General features: G+C 68.4%; 10 protein-coding genes and 1 tRNA gene. 1 reads left to right on the top strand and 10 read right to left on the bottom strand.

The genetic code is table 11. The annotated features are described in order from the left end of the window. Window positions 1-422: 422 nt before the first annotated feature. The 6 genes from AC4D2R_RS05655 to AC4D2R_RS05630 form a co-directional block, all read right to left on the bottom strand. Window positions 423-3,098: a helix-turn-helix transcriptional regulator gene (locus AC4D2R_RS05655; protein WP_490938317.1), complete on the bottom strand. Its 2,676-nt coding sequence runs from the start codon at window positions 3,096-3,098 to the stop codon at window positions 423-425. Further along, window positions 3,095-5,749 (bottom strand): LuxR C-terminal-related transcriptional regulator, encoded by a 2,655-nt coding sequence (locus tag AC4D2R_RS05650; protein ID WP_490938315.1) that lies wholly within the window; start codon window positions 5,747-5,749, stop codon window positions 3,095-3,097. The genes AC4D2R_RS05655 and AC4D2R_RS05650 overlap by 4 nt, the downstream gene beginning before the upstream one ends. A gap of 353 nt (window positions 5,750-6,102) precedes the next feature. Further along, window positions 6,103-7,083, bottom strand: a complete 981-nt coding sequence (locus AC4D2R_RS05645; protein WP_490902331.1) for a ribose-phosphate diphosphokinase — start codon at window positions 7,081-7,083, stop codon at window positions 6,103-6,105. Next, window positions 7,080-8,594: a bifunctional UDP-N-acetylglucosamine diphosphorylase/glucosamine-1-phosphate N-acetyltransferase GlmU gene (gene glmU, locus AC4D2R_RS05640; protein ID WP_490938313.1), complete on the bottom strand. Its 1,515-nt coding sequence runs from the start codon at window positions 8,592-8,594 to the stop codon at window positions 7,080-7,082. The genes AC4D2R_RS05645 and glmU overlap by 4 nt, the downstream gene beginning before the upstream one ends. A gap of 78 nt (window positions 8,595-8,672) precedes the next feature. Beyond that, window positions 8,673-8,744: transfer RNA gene (locus AC4D2R_RS05635), tRNA-Gln, on the bottom strand. A gap of 564 nt (window positions 8,745-9,308) precedes the next feature. Continuing rightward, complete coding sequence (locus tag AC4D2R_RS05630; protein ID WP_490938311.1) at window positions 9,309-9,446, bottom strand: hypothetical protein; 138 nt, start codon at window positions 9,444-9,446, stop codon at window positions 9,309-9,311. A gap of 120 nt (window positions 9,447-9,566) precedes the next feature. Here AC4D2R_RS05630 and AC4D2R_RS05625 point away from each other — a divergent pair, with 120 nt between their 5' ends. Continuing rightward, the gene (locus tag AC4D2R_RS05625; protein WP_490938309.1) at window positions 9,567-10,214 is read left to right on the top strand and encodes a hypothetical protein; all 648 of its coding nucleotides are present in this window, start codon (window positions 9,567-9,569) and stop codon (window positions 10,212-10,214) included. Here the strand turns inward: AC4D2R_RS05625 and AC4D2R_RS05620 are convergent. From AC4D2R_RS05620 to AC4D2R_RS05605, 4 genes are all read right to left on the bottom strand, one after another. Continuing rightward, window positions 10,128-11,672, bottom strand: coding sequence for a dynamin family protein (locus AC4D2R_RS05620; RefSeq protein ID WP_490938387.1), 1,545 nt, complete (start codon window positions 11,670-11,672; stop codon window positions 10,128-10,130). The two genes, AC4D2R_RS05625 and AC4D2R_RS05620, sit on opposite strands and share 87 nt — an antisense overlap. An 8-nt stretch (window positions 11,673-11,680) precedes the next feature. After that, a complete protein-coding gene (locus AC4D2R_RS05615) occupies window positions 11,681-13,510 on the bottom strand; it encodes a dynamin family protein (RefSeq protein ID WP_490938307.1) in 1,830 nt (609 codons plus the stop codon). Between the two features lie 108 nt (window positions 13,511-13,618). Further along, complete coding sequence (locus AC4D2R_RS05610) at window positions 13,619-14,848, bottom strand: IniB N-terminal domain-containing protein (RefSeq protein ID WP_490938305.1); 1,230 nt, start codon at window positions 14,846-14,848, stop codon at window positions 13,619-13,621. Between the two features lie 369 nt (window positions 14,849-15,217). Then, window positions 15,218-17,809 carry a LuxR C-terminal-related transcriptional regulator gene (locus AC4D2R_RS05605; RefSeq protein ID WP_490938302.1) on the bottom strand — a complete coding sequence of 864 codons (2,592 nt, stop codon included), beginning with the start codon at window positions 17,807-17,809 and terminating at the stop codon, window positions 15,218-15,220. Window positions 17,810-17,816 lie beyond the last annotated feature (7 nt).

The raw sequence follows: 17,816 nt of genomic DNA, 5'->3' as shown, positions 1-17,816 counted from the left end.
TGCTGGATAGGGTTCCAGTCGAAAGTCGCTAGCCACCGTCGATAACGGAGATGGCCCGATTACTCGAGCTGCTCCCTCGCCTAGGCATCGCGTTCAATCCTACAGCACGCACGGCGGAGACCTGGTCCGCGCGGAGGCGGAGGGGCATCGGGAGGGCGGAACGGAGGGGTCGGCGGCGGCTGGGGATGAAGTCCTGGTCTCAAGAAGACTTCGACGCCGCCGACCCGGTTCCGGGGACCGGCAGTACCAGTGCGTCGTTGCGCTGATGCCTTGTCCGGCGTCTACAACTCTAGGAAGTCCCCGGGCGCGGAACACGAGTAGTGGTAACCCGTCCTTCTGCGCGAATTACCTGTTCCTTGGCTTCCCGCTACTCCACGCACACGGGTTCATACTGGGCCGGCGGTCGAGGGTCTCGACAGGACTCATTCTCCGCGGATAATCGCCTCGTACTCGGCGTTCAGTTCCTCCCGACGGGTGATCCCCAGTTTCGCATAGATGCGGTAAAGATGACCTTCGACCGTCCGAGGGGAAACGGTCAGGGCGGAGGCGATGGCCCGGTTCGACGCGCCCTCAAGTGCGAGACCCGCGATCTCCCGTTCCCGCTCCGTCAGCTGGGTTGACGGTTCGAGCTCACCAAGCATCGTCGAGGCACATCCCTCAAGTTTCCGGCGCCGGCGCCGCGCCACCTGCAGCACCGAGCGCTGGGCCTTGCGGTCACCCCTCTGGGTGAACAGGTGCATGGCCCTCAGGCAGGCATCCGCAGCGAGTACGTGTTTCTGGCCGATCTCCGCGCGGTCGCCGGCTGCCAGCAGCTGCTCCGGGTCCTGGGCGACGACCGCCGCCGCATAACTCCTCAGGAGAACGGCCTCCCTGCCCTCCAGCCCCTCGGAAAGCTCGACAAGCCGGGGTGCAGCCCGCCGGTCGCCGAGCGTGACAAGGATCTCGAGGAGTTCCTTCTCGCAGGTCGGCATTGACGCGTTCCGGGCGTCGGCGGCAAGGGCCCGGAGTCCGTCGAGCTGCCCGTTCAGGCTCTGCGGAGGTAGCTCGGCGGCCGTAACAAAGGCGGATCCGACAAGCGACAGTGCCCGGCTTCCACGCCTTGCGAGCTTGCGGAACTCCGCCGCCCACGACTGGGCCGATTCCCGGTCCTCAAGCGCACCGGCAGCCAGGGCCGCCACCGCGAGCGTGTACGGCAGGACGAGGTCGCGGTCGGAGCGGCGCAGTGCCTCAAGCGCCGGACGGAGTTTCACGAGTCCGGCGCTGAACCGGCCCCGGCGCACTTCCAAGGCTCCGTCAAGGGCGGCAAGCGTCCCGCCGATGAACGAGTAGTCCTTCTCCGGCCAGCGGGAGGCTGCCGCAAGCGCGGTTTCCGCCTCGGTGAACTCACCGGCATGGAGCAGCAGGACCAGATGGCGGGAGAAGACGAATCCGGTGAGGTCGGAAAGGGCCGGCTCGGCCTGCGCCATTGCCAGCGCCGCCGCGGTGTGCGCCCTGCCCTCGGTGCTCCTTCCCAGCCAGCCGAGGGCCTCCCCGAGCAGTGCCTGCGCCTGCGCCTGGGTCCGCGGGTCGTCCGCCGCAGCGACGAGGGACCGCAGTTGGGATTCTGACGCGGCGAACCTGCCCTCGAGGTTCAGGCCGAGGCACCGGAGGAGAAGGATGCGCCCTGCTGATGCGCCGGTGCCCGGATCGGCACCGGCAGCGGTGCTGCGCTGCCCGGCCAGGGCGGTCCACTGATCGGCCAGAGCCTGGAGGCGGGCCGGAGGCTGGCCCTGGCGCAATGCCAGCTCAGCGCCCAGGACAACGGCGTCGGCCGCCACGTCGAGCGAGTGGGCCTCCTGGGCCACTCCACGCAGCAGCTCCCCCGCCTCGTGGAGGTGGGCGAGGGCCAGGTGTGCACGTGCCAGGGCCAGCCGGGCCTCCGCGTCGTGCTCACCGTCGCGCATAGCCCCGGCGAATCGCAGCACCGACTGCACATCGAAAATGCGGTGGGCACTGCGGGCGGCGTCAAGCAGCGCGCCGTCCGGGGGTACCTGCCCGCAGTCGAGGTCCCAGTGAAGGCGCCGGAGCGCACCCCTGCCCACCGTTGGCACTGGGACGGCGCCGCCCATCATTTCCTCGTGCAGGCTGGCGCTCCTTCCGGCCGGTATCAGTTCGCGCATCGCCCTGCCGTACAGCGCGTGCGCGTTGACGGCGAACGCCGGGGAGGTCGGCAGCCCCTCGATCAGACCTGCCTCGAGCAGGTTCGCGACGGCGTTCTCGTCGCTCATGCGGGTCAACTCCGCGAACGGTACCGGCTCGGCCAGCGCGAGGACTTCGAACGCCTTCCGCTCCTCGGGCGGAAGCCGCAGCGTGATGCCGCGGACCAGATCCACGAGGGACGGCGGGAGTTCCTGGAGTTCATCTGAGAGCGACCATACGCCGTCGTTCTCCGTGAGCCCGCCATTCTCGAGCAGCTGGTCGAGGAGCGCCCGGAGAAACAGCGGCACCCCGCCTGACTGCTCGCGCAGCCTGTCGCTGACGCCACGGACAAGGTCGCCGCCGAGCACCTGGCGGCACACCTCGTCGACCTCCGACGGCTCGAGCGGCCCAACCTCGAAACGGGCAAGCAGCCCTTCGTGCGAGAGCGCCACCAGTTCCTCCGAGCGGGGCGGCAGCGCCCTGGCGAACGCGACGAGCTTGACGGTACGCGAGGTCACGAGCTGCGAGAGCAGGCGGCTGCTTTCGTCGTCGACCTCGTGGGCGTCGTCGACAACCAACAGCACCGGCCGGCCCTGGGCTTCCTCCCGGAAAAAGGAGATGAGGATCCGCAGCACCGACAGCGACGACTGCATGTCGCGCACCGTCGCCGAACCGAGGAACGGCGCGAGGGCGGCGTAGGGGACGTTTCCCGGCGCGGGCCCCGGATGCAGCAGGAAAGGGACGGCCGAGGCCCGAACCCGGTCAATGAGGTGGCGCGCGAGGGCCGTCTTGCCGGTTCCCGTGTCCCCAACGACGAAAGCGCCGTGCAGGTCGGGGCGGGTGACCGCGTCCTGAAGGGCATCGAGCAGCGGCCCGCGGCCCACCAGGAGGGTGTCCCCGGCCAGGGCTGGATCCCTCATGGCTGCGTTTCGGCCGGTACGAGCTCGGTAAGCTCATTCCGCGTGCAGACATTCAGCTTGGAGTAGACCTGGTAGAGATGGCCCTCGACTGTGCGGACGGAAACGAACATCCGCTGCGCGATTGCCTTATTGCTTGCGCCGCCCGCCGCCAGCTGGGCGACCTCGCGTTCCCTCGCGGTAAGCCGGTCGAGGCCGGACCCTGCGCTGCTCCAGGCTGCGGCCTCGGGAAGGATGTCCCGAACCCTCCGCTGGAGCTGCCGGAGGGCGTTCTTGTCCCGCGTTCCCATGGCGCTGCGCAGCGCCGCCTGGGCTGCATCGGCCGCGAAACCGGCGTCACTGGAGGCTGCGGCAAGCTCGGCGGCCTGCACCAGCAGCTCGGCGTCGTTGCTTCCAAGGCCCTTCGCGTAGAGCTCGCAGGTGCGCGCAAGGGGGCCCTGCGTTTTCGCTGCGACGGTCCCCAGCCGGTCAAGCGCGGCGCGTTCACCGAGCCGCACGGCCCGGCACAGTGAAATCAGTGCCCACGTGCTGGCGCCGCGTTCCTGGTCCTCGGCGCTGAGCCTGGTGAGGTCCCGCGCGGCGTCGGCCTTCACCTCGAGCACGGAGGAGGTGAGCAGCTGGAAATGGCGTGCGGCGCGGCGCACCTTCCAGGGGCTTCCCCGCCCGGCCTCGCTCAGCGGCAGGAACGCGATTGCCTGTTCGAGGTCGCGCCCGAGCGCGTAGCAGTACGCGATGACGGCAGCGGCCACGGGCAGCTGCCCTTCCGGATCCCGTACCTGCAGCTGGTTGAACGCCGGAAGGAGGGCCGCAAGCGCCGCGTCGGCCCTGCCCTGCGCCGCTTCGGCCATCCCGGTCTCGATGATCCCGGGCGTTCCGCGGTGCGCCCTGACGCCGTCGGCATAGACGCCGGCGGCCTCGAGGACGCGTTCACCTTCGGACCCTGCGCCGACCAGGCGGTATACCTCGCGGATGGTGCGGGCGGCCGCCGTTGTTGCCGACGAGCTGATGCCGCTTCCGCCGAGGTTCCGCGCCAGGGAGGAAGCGAGGTCCATCGCCTCGAGCTGGCATTCGGTCATCGCCCATGCCTCGCACAGCAGCGTCTGGATCCGGACCCGGAACTCGGGGTTGCTGCCGTCGTCGTCGGCTGCGGCGATCGGCGCCAGCATGTCTGCGTTGACCCTGTAGTTCCCGTCGAAGGATGCCTGTTCTGCCCGGGCGAGGAGCAGCTCCCCGCGCAGCGTTGCGAGCGTTCCCTCAGCGAGGGTGGATGCGAGGCCCCCGAGCACCGCTTCGGCTTCGTCGAGCCGGAGCGGGGCACCGTCACGGCCCAGCCTTCGGGAAAGCGCGGCCGAGGCAAGATGGAGGCGGATGAGCTCAGCCCCGCCGAGTGCGGAACCGGCTTTCGCAAGCAGGGACGCGGCGGCGGCGTCGGCCGTCTCGTAGTCTCCCTGCCCTGTGGCGGCGGCAACCGCCTCGAGGGCGAGAGCCGGAGTGAAGGACTGCTCCAGCCCCTGGGCGGCGATCAGTGCGGCGCAGGCGTACCGGCCCCGGTGGTTCGAGGCCTGCGCACCGGCGACAGCGACCCCGTCGGGCAGCGGCATTCCCGAACGCAGCAGCCAGAACGCGTGGCGCGCCGGCTCGTCGTCGAGGACGGCTCGGGCCCCTTCGAAGCCGCAGAACTGGCGGTACAGGGCGCAGGCCTCTTCTGCCGGCACGGTCTCGGCGATGGCATCGGCCATCGCCGTGCTGGAGCAGCGCGCCACGGGGGACGGCCCGTGGTCGACCTCGATCAGCGAACACTCCTGCAGGGCGTCGAGATCTTCGGCGTCGAAGTGCTCAAGCAGCATCGCCCATGGCAGGTACCCGGCAAGCGCAATAAGCTGAACGATGCGCCGCCGCGGCCTGCTCGCGGTGAGCAGGGGGGACGCCGCCTCCGTGAGCTCCCGGCCCAGGACGAGCCGCCCGGGAAGAAGCACCCAGAAGCTGTTGTTCCGGACCAGGAGGTGCCGGCGCACCAGGCCGTGGACCGCGGCCCTCAGGGAGCGGGGGTTTCCCCCGCTCAGGCTCCACAGCGCTTCCGCGGCTTCCCGCGACGCCGGAGCGCCGAGCTCGGCCTCGATGAACCGGACCGACTCATCGAAGCTCAGCGGAGGAACATCGAACCGGCGCAGGGATCCGTCGCACCACATCGCCATGAAGGCGCTGTCCGCCCGGGCGAAATCCTTGACGGCGAGCACCACCCGGACGGTGTCCGAAAGGACGAGCTGGCTGATCAGGGCCGAGGAAAAGGGGTCGAGGTGTTCCGCATTGTCGACCGCGATGATCAGCGGCTTGCCCTCGGCGTGCTGGTGGAGCACGCCGGTCAGTGCCTGAAGCACCATGACCGGGTGTGCCAGCGTCTCCGGTTCGAGCTCGGAGAGCAGGAAGCTCAAGGCCCGGTAGGGAAGGTCCTGGGACGAGGCGGAGCCGCGGACGTGAACGATGTGGAACCCGGCTTCTCCGCGGAGGCAGTGCTGGAGGAGTGCTGTCTTTCCGACCCCAGGCCCCCCGACAAGGAGGGCGCCGACGGAACGCGGGTGGCGAAGTGCCTGCGCGATTCCCGCCTTGAGCTCCTCGCGGCCGATGAAAAAGGTTCCCGGCAGGAGCGCGGTCATGGCCGCCTCCCGGCCGCTGTGTATCTACACCTGAGCACTCCACGACGACAAAAGCCATTTTGAGACCACATTTGAGACCTTCTCTACCCCGGACTGTGTGTCTTGCTAGTTCACAGCCTAGGAAGGTGGTCAGGTGGTGGCACGAGTGGAGGCTACGGGTAAATCGAGACCGTTACCTAGATTGTCCGTAACCCTGCTCAGCGGACTACTCAGTTTCGCGCTACTCACTACTCGAGGGGCCCAAGTATGCCCCTTCAAGTACTTGAGACGCGGCCCAAGGGTCCGAAGAGCGCACGAGCACGTCAAAAGGCGGCGGCGCCGGCGATGCGGTGCCGGCGCCGTGTCGCGCAGGGTCAGGCGATGCCGTCGAAAAGGCTCGTCACGGAGCCGTCGTCGAAGACTTCGCGGATCGCACGGGCGATGAGCGGCGCGATTGAGAGGACGGTGAGCTGGGGGAAGCGCTTCTCCGTGGGGATGGGCAGGGTGTTCGTGACAACAACCTCGCGGGCACCCGATTCGGCGAGCCGCCGCGCCGCGGGGTCCGAGAAGACGGCGTGCGTGGCGGCGATGATGACGTCCTTGGCTCCCGCATTCTTCAGGACCTGCACGGCACCTGAGATCGTTCCCCCGGTGTCGATCATGTCGTCGATCAGCACGCAGGTGCGGCCGGCCACTTGTCCCACTACCTGTTTGGAGACCGCCTGGTTGGGCACGGTCAGGTCCCGGCTCTTGTGGACAAACGCCAGCGGTGCCCCGCCGAGGCGCTCGGCCCACTGCTCTGCTACGCGCACGCGGCCGGTGTCGGGGGAAACAACGGTGACGTTGTCGGCGTCGACCCGGGAGCGGATGTAGTCAGCGAGCAGCGGAATGGCCATCAGATGGTCGACGGGCCCGTCGAAGAAGCCCTGGATCTGCGAGGTGTGGAGGTCCACCGACATCAGGCGGTTGGCGCCGGCCGTCTTGTACAGGTCGGCGACGAGACGAGCGGAGATGGGTTCACGCCCGCGGCCCTTCTTGTCCTGGCGCGCGTAGGGGTAGAACGGTGAAACGACGGTGATGCGCTTGGCGGAAGCCCGCTTCAGGGAGTCGACCATGATCAACTGCTCCATGAGCCAGTTGTTAAGGGGAGCAGGATGGGCCTGGATGACGAAGACGTCCGTGCCGCGGACGCTCTCTCCGGAGCGGACGTAGATCTCGCCGTTGGCGAAGTCGTAAGCGGAAACCGGCAGGAGCTCGGTGCCGAGCCAGCTGGCAATCTCCTCGGCGAGTTCCGGGTGTGCCCGGCCCGAGGCGAGAACCAGCTTCTTTTCTCCGTGCGCCGTAATTTCGCTCATGCCGTGGTGCTCTCTTCCGTGGTTGTCGCCGCCGTTGTCTCGTTCGCTTTGGCAGCGGCTTCGGCGGCCGCACTGCCCTGGCGCTTGCTGGCAACCCAGCCCTCGGCGTTGCGCTGCGGCGCGATGCTGAGGGCGAGGGCTCCGGCGGGAACGTTCTTCCGGACAACGGCCCCGGCGCCGGTGTAGGCGCCGTCGCCCACCGTGACGGGCGCAACGAAGACCGTGTTCGAGCTGGTGCGCACGTGTGAACCGATCACGGTGCGGTGTTTGTGAACGCCGTCGTAGTTGGCGGTGATGTTGCCACAGCCGATATTTGTGTACTCGCCGATTTCTGCGTCGCCGGCGTAGCCGAGATGGGAAAGCTTCGAGCCCCGGCCAATCGTGACGTTCTTGGTTTCGTAGAAGGCGCCGATCCTGCCTTCCTCGCCGAGAACGGTGCCCGGCCGAAGGTAGGTGAAGGGACCGACCGATGCTCCAGCACCGATGCGGGCTCCGCTGCCGTGGGTGCGCACCACGTTGGCGTTTTCGCCAACGACGACGTCAGTGAGGGTTGTGTCGGGGCCGATGACCGCATCCCGGTGCACGGAGGTCGAGCCGTGAAGCTGCGTTCCGGGAAGGATCGTGACGTCTTCGTCAAGGACCACTGTGGCATCGATCCAGGTTGTGCCCGGATCGACGATCGTCACTCCGGCCCTCATCCACTGGTCCAGGATGCGCCGGTTGAGTTCCGCACCGAGGGCGGCGAGCTGGACGCGGTCGTTCGCGCCCTCCACCTGCCAGCGGTCTTCCGAAACGAGTGCGGCGACCCGGCCACCCTGGCTTCTGGCGATGCCGAGCACGTCGGTGAGGTACATCTCGCCCTGGGCATTCTCGGTGGTGACCGACCGCAGGGCCTCCCTCAGCTGCGCGGCGTCGAAGGCGTAAATGCCGGAGTTGATCTCGCGGATCTGGCGTTCGGCCTCGGTGGCATCCTTATGCTCGACGATTGCCGTGACGGTGCCGTCGGCCGCGCGCAGGATGCGGCCGTAGCCGGTCGCGTCATCGAGCACCGCGGTCAGCACCGTGACGGCGTTCCCACCGGCGGTGTGCTCGGCCACGAGGGTGTTAAGGGTCTGGGCAGTCAGGAGGGGAACGTCCCCGTAGGTGACGACGACGGTTCCGGTGATCGGGGATCCGGCGGCGTCGAGGGCTTCGAGGGCAACCTGCACGGCGCGGCCGGTGCCGGGAACCTCGTCCTGGTCGACCAGCAGTGCCTGGTCGTCGAGCTCGGTCACGGCTGCGGCGACGCGGTCGCGTTCGTGGCGGACCACCACGGCGAGCGCCTCCGGGGAAAGCTGGCGCGCTGCCGCGAGGGCGTGGCCCACCATCGAGAGCCCACCCAGCGGGTGAAGGATCTTGGGGGTGCGGGACTTCATTCGCGTGCCTGCCCCGGCAGCGAGAACGATCACTGCGGCCGGTGGCGGGGATTGCTGAGCTGGTGCCGTCGCAGTGGCTGCGTTCTGGTGGCTCACGAAGAAGCGCTCCTACCTGTTGGGTGTGTCGGCCTGGCGGGCGGCCCACCCGGCCATGTTACCCGGCAGTGTCCGCCGTTCCGCCCATAGGATTCGAACCTATACTCCACAGCTCCAAAGGCTGGGGTGCTGCCGTTACACCAGGGCGGACCATGCGCATGGCCTGCTTGCCGCAGGCATGTGCACACGGGTATCTAGTCTGCCATGTTCAATTAGCTACAGCGAGCCGGGCCGCGGTCCGGGACCGCCGCGCAGCACCTTGCCACGGCCTGCGGCCGGAGCCCCCCGATCCGGAACCCGGTTCGGCGGCCCGCCCGACGGGTGGGTGCGGCCGCCGGCGCGTTGAGGCGGGCCCCCCAATGGTTCGGGAGCAGACCGCGGCGGGGCATTTCGACACTGCCGGCAGTGTGCTTCGACGGGAGCGCAATCCCGGGCGCTTCGGCGGGAGGGAGATCTTGGGCACAGGGAGGGCACCGCGTTCCACGGCGGCCCGGAGGTGGCTTAACGCCGACTGCCGCCGGAACGACGGTGGGAAACCGTTTCAGGGTCCGGCGGCAGGTGCGGGCATGCAGGTTGGTGCTGAGGAATGGGTGCTTCCGGGGAGATGGCAGTGGCGCTTGGCCCCGGTGTTGCGGGGTGGCGCCGGCGCTGGCGGCCGGGCCCCTTCCGGTCGGACCGGGGCGGCTGGCAACCCGGAACCCTCGGGCGGGAGATCTAGAGCGAAAGGATGACGACGACCACGATCACGGCCGCAGCGGCTGCAATCGCCCAACCTGCCTTGAGCCTGCCTGCGGGAGGGGCTACCTGCTTCCGGCGGCGGCCGTGGACTTTTGTGTCATTGTTTGTAGTCATGGCATTCACGCTAGGCGCGCCCGCCTCAGGCGGAACAGAGTAGAAACTACTCGTTCTCGAGGGCGGACTACTTGCCAAATTCCCGGTACCCATCCGTGCCTGCGGTGCTAGATTACGTCCATGTCTCAGGAACAGGAATCCCACGACGGCCGTCCGGTAAGCGCCCCCGATCAGGCCCGGGAGCCGGTGGGCACCCCAGGATCCACGGGGCCCGAGGGCAGGCGGAACACCCAGCCGCCCCGCCCGGCCATGGCTGCCACGGCCCCTGCCCCGATCGATGTTCAGGTGCCGCCGAACGGGCCCGTCAAGGTATCCCGCGTGCTGTGGTTGATGAGTTTCCTCGTCGGGCTTGGCGCGGCCGTGCTCAGCTTCTTCAACCGCGACGCTCAGCTTGAACGGCTGCGGCAGAGCGTTGCAGCAGTCGACGCGGAGCAGGACGCCGAGACCCTTGACACGGTTGCTTCAATCGCATTCTGGGGCAGCCTCGGGGCAGTGGTTCTCGTCATCGTCATAGAGGCTGCCCTGCTCTCGGTGCTCCTGCGGCGGCGCGGATGGGCCCGGTGGGCGCTGCTGGTGATGTTGATCATCCAATTCGGCGTGATGCTTGTGGCGGCCGCCTTCCTGGCGGCTCCCGGCGCCGAGGGAATGTACTTCGTCCTTCTCCTCGCGGCCCAGGCGGTGCTAGCCGGTGCGGCGCTCGTGTTCAGCCTGCTCCCCCGGGCCGGCGCCTGGTTCAGGGACGGCGCCGCCGGGTCCAGGCGCCCCTGAGCCTTCCGTGAGCCCGCCCAGCAGGGCCTCGCAGCTGCGCACCGCGATCGAACAGACCTCCACGGCGGTACGGTCGGTCAGGGGGTTTTCAGCCACCGTGCGCCACCGGCGCAGCTGCGCCATGGCCCCGTTCCGTAGCTCCTCGACGGACGCCTCGTCCGCCAGCCCCAGCCGCTGCGCAGGGGCGATGCCATACCCGCCGACCAGCCGTTCGACGTCGGCCGCGAGGTCCGCGGCAAGGGCAAGCCCCTCGGTGTGAAGGGTCGCCAGGAGCCGCAGTTCCCGGAACTCGTGGGCACTTGCCTGAATCCGCTCAAGGGAGGCGGAAAGCCGCTCCGCACCTGTCCGGGGCCGCTCGCGCAGCAGTGCCTCGACGGCGTGGAGCGCGGTTCGGGCCTTCAGGTGCGTCGCCCGTTCCTGGAACTGCCGCGAGATCAGCCGCAGCAGCTGGTCGAGCCCGCTGCGCCGAGCAAGCTCGTGGGCGAGCACAGTCGGGTCGGAGATCCCGCCGCGGAGCAGCGCCGAAGCTAGGCGGATGCCGAACAGCCCGAACCGGTCGAGAAGCGCCGCGCGGTCCTCGGCGGTGATCTCCACCCCGGGCTGGGACCGCAGGAAGCGGTCGGCTGAGAGCAGCATCAGTTCGCGGTCGGCGCGCTCGAGGCGGGAGAGCTGGGCCAGGGCCGCGAACTCGCTCTGGCGCAGGGTCCTTGCGCTCTGGGCCAGCAGGCCGGCGACCGGGATGACGCCCATCGCCAGGGCGCGCAGGTCGGGATCGCTCCGGTAACGCTCGGCCACCTTCTGGGCCGATAGGAGCGCGTCGATGCGGCCCGCCCCCACCTCGTCGGCCCGGGACAGGACAGCGAGGGCGTTGATTGTGCCCGACTGCCCTGCCGCGGTGTCCCGGAACGCCTCGAGGAAGTTCAGGTCGCTCGCGTGAAGGTGGCGCATCAGGTAGACCACGGCGTCCGCCTCCGAGGGCGCATCTTCGGGGGTGAGGAACGTGGTCGACCGCGCCGAGACGTCTTCGGAGAGCGAGGCAATGCCGGGGGTGTCGATCAGGGTGATGTCCCTGAGGCTCTTCGCGGGCCAGTCGACAACGATCCGTTCGACCTCTTCCGCGGTCGTGGCTCCCATATCGAACTGGAGCCGGCCCTCCGGCCGCCGCACGGGAAGCAGGCGCGGCTCCCCCGCGATGGGATACATCGTCACCCGAGGTGTGTCCCCGTGGCGGTACCAGGTGACGACCTTCGTGCACTCGCCGGTATCGGTCGGGGCGATCTGCTCACCGATGATGGCATTGAGGAGTGTGGATTTTCCCGCCTTGACCATCCCGGCCACGGCAACGCGCAGCGGCTCCTCGAGCCGCCGCGCGTACCCCTCAAGCGCGGCGCGGGCCGCCGGGTCGTCGTCGTAGACCTGTTGGGCCTCATCAAGGAGCGCCGCGACGTCGGCGCTCATCTCACCGCTCACGTCCCTGCGGCAGGTGCCGGTTCGGCGGCGAGCCTGCCAGCCTGCCCGTGCAGCGCATCAACCCGCTGCAGTTCAGCCCGGATCTCGCGGATGCGCTGCTCGCGCTCGAGCTTGTAGCTCGCTGCGGCCTTCTGGGCCGCCATCACAGAATCTGCCAGTGAGCGGTGATGCTCCTCGGCGATCTCGGTGAAGTGGTCGCGCGTGGCGCGCTGGACGAGCCGCAGCCGGTCCTTGAGCTGCTTTCCCACCTGGAAGATGACGTCGTCGATCTGGCGGCGCACCAGCGCCTTCGCTTCGCCCTGCCGGCGCTTCAGGCGGGCCTCCTTGTCCTCGCGGTAGGCTTTGCGGCCCAGCAGGAGCCCGGCGCCGACCGAGAAGGGGTTGATCAGGGACATCCCGATGATGCCGGTGAGCAGGCCGAACATCAGGACGCCGCCGTAGGATCCGCGCATGCCGATGAGGATTTTCTGCATCGGCCCGATCCGGCCCGGGTCGAGTTGGGCAACCTGGTCCACCGGGCTGAGCACGTCTTCGGTGTCCGATACCTGAAGCACGGGCAACGGCACCTCGTCCTCGACGAAGTGTTCGGCAACCTGTTCGGAGAGCCACTGGGCGCGTTCATTGGTCCAGACAAAAGTGTCTGAAACCGCCGAGGCCACGCGCTGTTCGAGCCACTCGGCGAACTGCTCCCAGGTTGGCCCCGGGTCGCCCTCGTCGATCGCCTGCTCGGCGTCGCGCTGGATTTTCCGCAGGCGGTCGCGGAGGTCGTATTCCATGTCCGCGATGAGGTCGCTCACCCCGTCATTGAGGGTGATCTGCCAGCGGGCCGAGCGGCGGCGCTGTTCGTCGGCGCGCTGTTTGGAGGCCTCGAGCTCGGCGATCATCAAGGGCGTTCCCTCGGGATCCTCGAGGGCGCTGAGCTCGGACTGCAGCGACAGGCGCAGGTGCTCGGTGATGGACAGGAGGTCCTGGGCGACCGAACGCCGTTGGAGCCGTTCCGCCTTTCCGAGGACGTCCCTGCGCAGATAGCTCACGAGGGCGGGGAACCCCGACTCGGTGTTCAGGTCGTTGTCCTTCAGCCGGGCAGCGTGGAGACGCAGGTCCGACGACACGGGGATCAGCGGGATGTCGGCACCCACGCGGTCAAGGTGCGCGCGGTCCAGTTCCTCGACCCTGCGCCACTGCGGGTAGAGGTCGGTCTTGGAGAGCACGCATCCGACGTTGGGCGAAATCCGCATGGCGTGGCGCAGGAACCGGATCTCCGGCTCCGTGTACTCCTGGGAGGCATCGGAGACCAGCAGCATTGCGTCTGCGGTGGGCAGCGCGGTCAGCGTTGTCAGCGAATGGGCCGAATCGAGGCCGCCGACCCCCGGCGAGTCGATGATCGAAAGCCCGCCGGTGAGGATCTTGCGCGGAAGGGACACCTCCGCTGCGACGATCCGGCGGGAATTGCCGGGATTTCCCTTTTCGGAGACGTAGGTGGCGATGTCGGCAAGCGGCACGGGGCGGCGCTCAAGGGCGGGCTCGGAGTCGGAATCGTCACCGCCGTCCTTGGGGACCACAATGACGGCGGATGCAGCATCGCCGTGGCGGACGACGGTTGGAACGGAGGTGGCGATGTCATCGTCGACCGGGCATACCGGCGCATTGACGAGGGCGTTGATCAACTGGCTCTTGCCTTGCTTGAACTCACCGACAACGATCACGCGGACGCTTGGATCGAGCAGGCGTTTCCGGGTCTGCTCGAGGCGCCGGCGGAGGTCCGCCCGGTCCCCCGCACTCACCAGTTTGATGCCGTGCTCCACCAGTTGAACCAACTCGACCACAGATGCCCCTATCCGGAAGGATTGCTTCAGACGACACTACAGATCGGCCCGCCTGGAAGCACGCTTCCTGACGGGCCGATCTGCGCTTCTTGAGACAGTCTTTGTTCCCTAGAGGGCCGTGTCTACGTCGACGTCGGCTTCTTCGATGGCGATCTCGTTGTCGACCAGGACAACCGAGTCCTCGATCGAGGTGAATTCGGCGTCGATGTCACCGGTCTCAACGTTGGTCGAGTTGTCCGTCTCGTTGAACGAGTCGTCGATCTCGACATCGACGTGAGTCGAGTTGTCGGTCTCGTTGAACGAGTCGTCGATGTTCACGGTCTCGGTGGTCGTCTCGTTGAACGAGTCCTCAACCTTGACATCGGTGGAGTTGTCGTTGTGCGAGTTCTCGTTGTTGTAGGAGTTCTCGTTGTAGGAGTCCTCGTTGAAGGAATCCTCGACGTTGACCTCGTTGAACGAATCCTCGATGTTCACGTCGGTGTGCGAGTTGTCGGTGTAGTTGTGCGTCTCGTTGTGGGTCTCGTCCTTCGAGTTGTCCTCGTGGTGCGAGTTGTCCTCATTGTGGGAGTTCTCGTGGGTCTCGTTGTGCGAGTTCTCGTGGGTCTCGTTGTTCGAGTTCTCCGTATTGTTGGAGTTCTCGGTGGAGTTGTCGTTGAAGGAGTTCTCGGCGTCGATGTCGACGTCGATGTTGGTTTCGATGTCGGTGTTGCCGATCTCGATGTCCGCGTTGTCTCCCGCAGTGACCGTGTTGTTGGTGGTGTTGTTGGTGGTCTCATCGGCGGCGTTGTCCGTCGAGTTGTCCACTGCAACGTCGCCGCCGGCGGCGATTGCACCGTCGCCCGAGGCGATGATGGCATCGTTGTCAAACATCTGGGTGACGTCGCCGTTGGCCCAGATGTTCTGGTTCACCGACTGGTCGGTGATCGTGTCGCGGTCATCGATGCTCGAGGTGTAGGAGTAGTTGTTGACGACGTGCGTCAGCTGCTGCACCGCGTGGGCGTGGTCGTTGTGGTCGTGGCCCTGGCCGGGACCGTGTGAGTGGCCGCCCGTGCTCGGAACGCCGATCGGACCGACGCTCACTCCGCCGTTGCCGTTGCCGCCGTCGACGGTGGAGGTGTTGCCGCCGGTGTTGTAGTTGCGGTCGAACGAGGAGTCGACGGTAACGGGGGCGTAGTCAACGATGACGGGCATGACCGCGTCGACGTCTTCCATGCAGACTCCGCCGAGCCCTGCTTCGGCGAGGACGCCCTCGGGGTCCTCCTGGAATGCGGCAGCGGCCTCGGGGTCCTTGAACAGGTTCATCAGGAATTCGAGAAGGGTTGTGGCGAGTGTAGGCATTGGATGCTCCCTCAATCTGAAGAGTGTTTTCTCAGTAACCGCCGAGCTGGCTGCTGGCTTGAATCAAACCTAGAACCGGCTGCGGACCCCGCCATCGGGGCCGTCCCCCCTCCTTAACGGGCACCGGTTAGGGGTTTGGGGGAATGCCTGTACAGGGGGTTAGGGGTTTTCGGGTTAGGGGTTTTGCCCTCTCCCGGGATCGGAGGCCCCGCTGAGCCCGGACGCCGAGGCTTCCGGCGGGCCGGGGCGCACGACGGGCTGGGGGTGCCGACGGGCCCGGGCGAAGGACGAGGCGAAGGACGGGCCGGCCTGCGGCGGCGGTTTTCTGTGTTGCCGTGTTCCGGTGTTCCGAAGATGCGGGGAGGCCGGTCAGTCGGCGGTGTCGTCGGTGCGTCCGAGGGCCAGGCGGAGCTGGATGAGCAGGTCGGCCCGGTTCGTGACGCCGAGCCGCCGGCGGATCCGTGCGATGTGGTGCTCGGCGGTGCGCGGTGAGATGAAGATCGCCTCACCGATTTCCCGGTAGGTCCTGCCCTCGAGCACAAGGCGTGCCACTTCGCGCTCCCGGGCGCTGAGTCCTGAACCGTCGCCTGCGGCGGCTCTCGGGCGGGGGGCCGGACGGCGCCTGGCTCCGGCTCCGGCTGGGGCGCTTTGCGCAGGTGTAGGCGCACTGGCGGGCAGCGTGGGGTGGAGGTCGCGTGCGCACGCCATGAGGCGTGCCATGTCCCGGCGGTCGTCGGCACGCGCTGCGGCATGTCCGGCAAGGCGTGAGCCGTCCCACCGGAACCCGGTGGCAGCGAGTTCGCGCGCAGCGGTCTCGACTGTATCGACAGCGAAGTTGCCCGCGAGCACCGAAATCCAGGCCCGTCCGGCCGCAGCGAGGATCGAGGCCAGATGGTAGCTGCCGGCCGCCCGCACGAGTGCGGCGGCATGCGGGGCGAGATCTCCGGGCCGCTCGGAAAGCAGCGCCGCCTGGACGGCGGACCAGTGCAGGGGAACCGACCACAGGGCGGGCTTGCCGAGCCGGGCCAGCAGCGCCCACGCCTCGTTGAGTTGGAAGTCGAGCCGCGCGGAATCGCGTAGCCGTGCTGCGGCGACAAGCAGCTCACCGAGCGGAAGCAGGCAGTAAAGGTCGATCGAGATCCGCAGGATTCCTTCCCTCGCCCGCTGCCATGCAGTGACAAGCGTTGGAACGTCACCTGTGCGCCGCGCAAGGCCCACAAGGAGTGCGGTGTGGAAGAACTCGTCGCGTGGTGGCATGCCGCCCGGCGCCGACGCCGCTTCGGCGGCGAGTGTGCTCGCCCTTTCGGGCTGGTCCTGCTGCAGGGCCGTCCAGGCCCGCAGGAGCAGGAGCCGGGGGCGTGCCGCGGCTCCCCCCTGCCGACCGTTGAGGGCGGCGTCAAGGACGGACTCGGCAACCTCAAGTTCCCCGCTGTTCAAGGCAACGAGTGCGGCAAGGGCGGCAGGGGAATCGGGCAGGGGCACGGCCTGGCCCGAGGCGGTCATCATATCCGAGGCCCGGATCAGCACGGGGAGGGCCTGGGTGGGCGTCGGGCCGAGCGAGTCGGCAATTCCCTGCCCCATCAACGCAACGGACACCGCGAGCAGGGTCGGGGAGCCGGACGAAGCGGCGCTCTGAAGCATCGATTCCGCGCCGTCGCGGTCACCGCTGCCCATCATTGCGACAGCGGCGAGGGCTGCGGAGCCGCCCGCCCGGGTCTCCCCGAGCCACCGGTAGACCTCCGCAGCGCGCGAAAGCATGCCCCGCTGGGCCCACACCGATGCGGAAACGTCGACGGCGCGGGTCAGGTCGGGGATCGAATCCTGGGCAAGGAGCTGGTCGAGGATGCGGCAGGCCCCGTCGAGGTCTCCGGTTGCCGCCGCTGCCTGGGCACGCCGGGCGGCGGTGGGGAGTCCGTTCCCGCCCGCCGTTGCCGCCTCCTCGTACAGGGCCGCGGCAAGGTCGGGCTGCTCGGCGAGGGCGGCGTCCCCCGCTTGCTCGAGTGCCGCCGCCACCCGCGGGTCGGTGAATCCGTCGCGCGCCAGGTCCCGGGCGACTTCGGCCAGTGGGAGCCCATCGGCGGCAAGGGTGTCGACAAGCGCCTGCTGAAGCCCGCGCACGTGGTATTTCGGGGTGGTCAGCAGGACCGCGCGGCGGACGAGCGGCGCGATCCTGCCGTCGGGCAGCAGGAACCCCGCTGCCCGCCCCCGGGCGAGGATGGCATCGACCGCTTCGTCGCCGTGTTCGGCCATCGGCGGAACCTGACGGGGTCCGAAGCCCACGGAGAGGGCGAGCAGCAGCCCACGCAGCGCCGGATCCACTTCGTCGAGGTCGTAGGCAAGATTGTCCAAAACGCTTCGGGGAACGGCTCGGGGCGATCCGGGCTGCCAGCCCTCCTGCTGCAGGCCCGTGAGGAGCCGCTGAACGAGCCAGGTCATTCCGCCGGTCAGCTCGGTGACGAGTTCGACCAGGCCCGGGGGCACGGGCGTGCCAAGGGCAGCGCCGGCATGGGCGGAAATCTCGCTGCGCGTCAGCGGCCCGAGGACCACCGTCGGGTGGTGCTGCTCAAGGGCCGCCAGGAGCGGCCGGAGCGCCGGCGGCCGGGGATGGGGCCGGTATGCGACGATCACCGTCCCCGCGCGGTCCTCGACAAGGGTCGAGATGCGCTCGATATCCGAACTGGTGAGGAGGTGGGCGTCGTCAACGAGCACTGCGGTGTGCCCGCTGCCCGGCGGGAGGTCGAGGGCCGACGCCCCGCGCAGGACCTCGGCCCCTGCGGCGCGGTAGTGCTCCTCGACGGCATCGAGCAGCGCCGTCTTGCCCGAGCCGCCGGCGCCGGCGATCCCCGCAACGACCCGCAGCCCCGGCGTGGCGGCGCTGTTTTCAATCTCGCTGAGGAACGAGGCAGCCGCCGCTCCACGTACCGCTCCCCGCACTGCCACCCCCATAAATCCGGCCCCCATGCCGTTG

The sequence above is a fragment of the Arthrobacter sp. TJ-217 genome, from assembly GCF_058269255.1.
The sequence above is the reverse complement of the archived record's forward strand: the minus strand, read 5'-3'. Positions and strand labels throughout refer to the sequence as shown.

What these genes read in the sequence shown, in the direction of transcription:
- AC4D2R_RS05625 (WP_490938309.1), top strand. Translation starts at nt 9,567, where the DNA reads ATGTCTCAGGAACAGGAATCCCACGACGGCCGTCCGGTAAGCGCCCCC.
- AC4D2R_RS05650 (WP_490938315.1), bottom strand. Translation starts at nt 5,749, where the DNA reads ATGACCGCGCTCCTGCCGGGAACCTTTTTCATCGGCCGCGAGGAGCTC.
- AC4D2R_RS05630 (WP_490938311.1), bottom strand. Translation starts at nt 9,446, where the DNA reads ATGACTACAAACAATGACACAAAAGTCCACGGCCGCCGCCGGAAGCAG.
- AC4D2R_RS05605 (WP_490938302.1), bottom strand. Translation starts at nt 17,809, where the DNA reads ATGGGGGCCGGATTTATGGGGGTGGCAGTGCGGGGAGCGGTACGTGGA.
- AC4D2R_RS05645 (WP_490902331.1), bottom strand. Translation starts at nt 7,083, where the DNA reads ATGAGCGAAATTACGGCGCACGGAGAAAAGAAGCTGGTTCTCGCCTCG.
- AC4D2R_RS05610 (WP_490938305.1), bottom strand. Translation starts at nt 14,848, where the DNA reads ATGCCTACACTCGCCACAACCCTTCTCGAATTCCTGATGAACCTGTTC.
- AC4D2R_RS05620 (WP_490938387.1), bottom strand. Translation starts at nt 11,672, where the DNA reads ATGAGCGCCGACGTCGCGGCGCTCCTTGATGAGGCCCAACAGGTCTAC.
- AC4D2R_RS05655 (WP_490938317.1), bottom strand. Translation starts at nt 3,098, where the DNA reads ATGAGGGATCCAGCCCTGGCCGGGGACACCCTCCTGGTGGGCCGCGGG.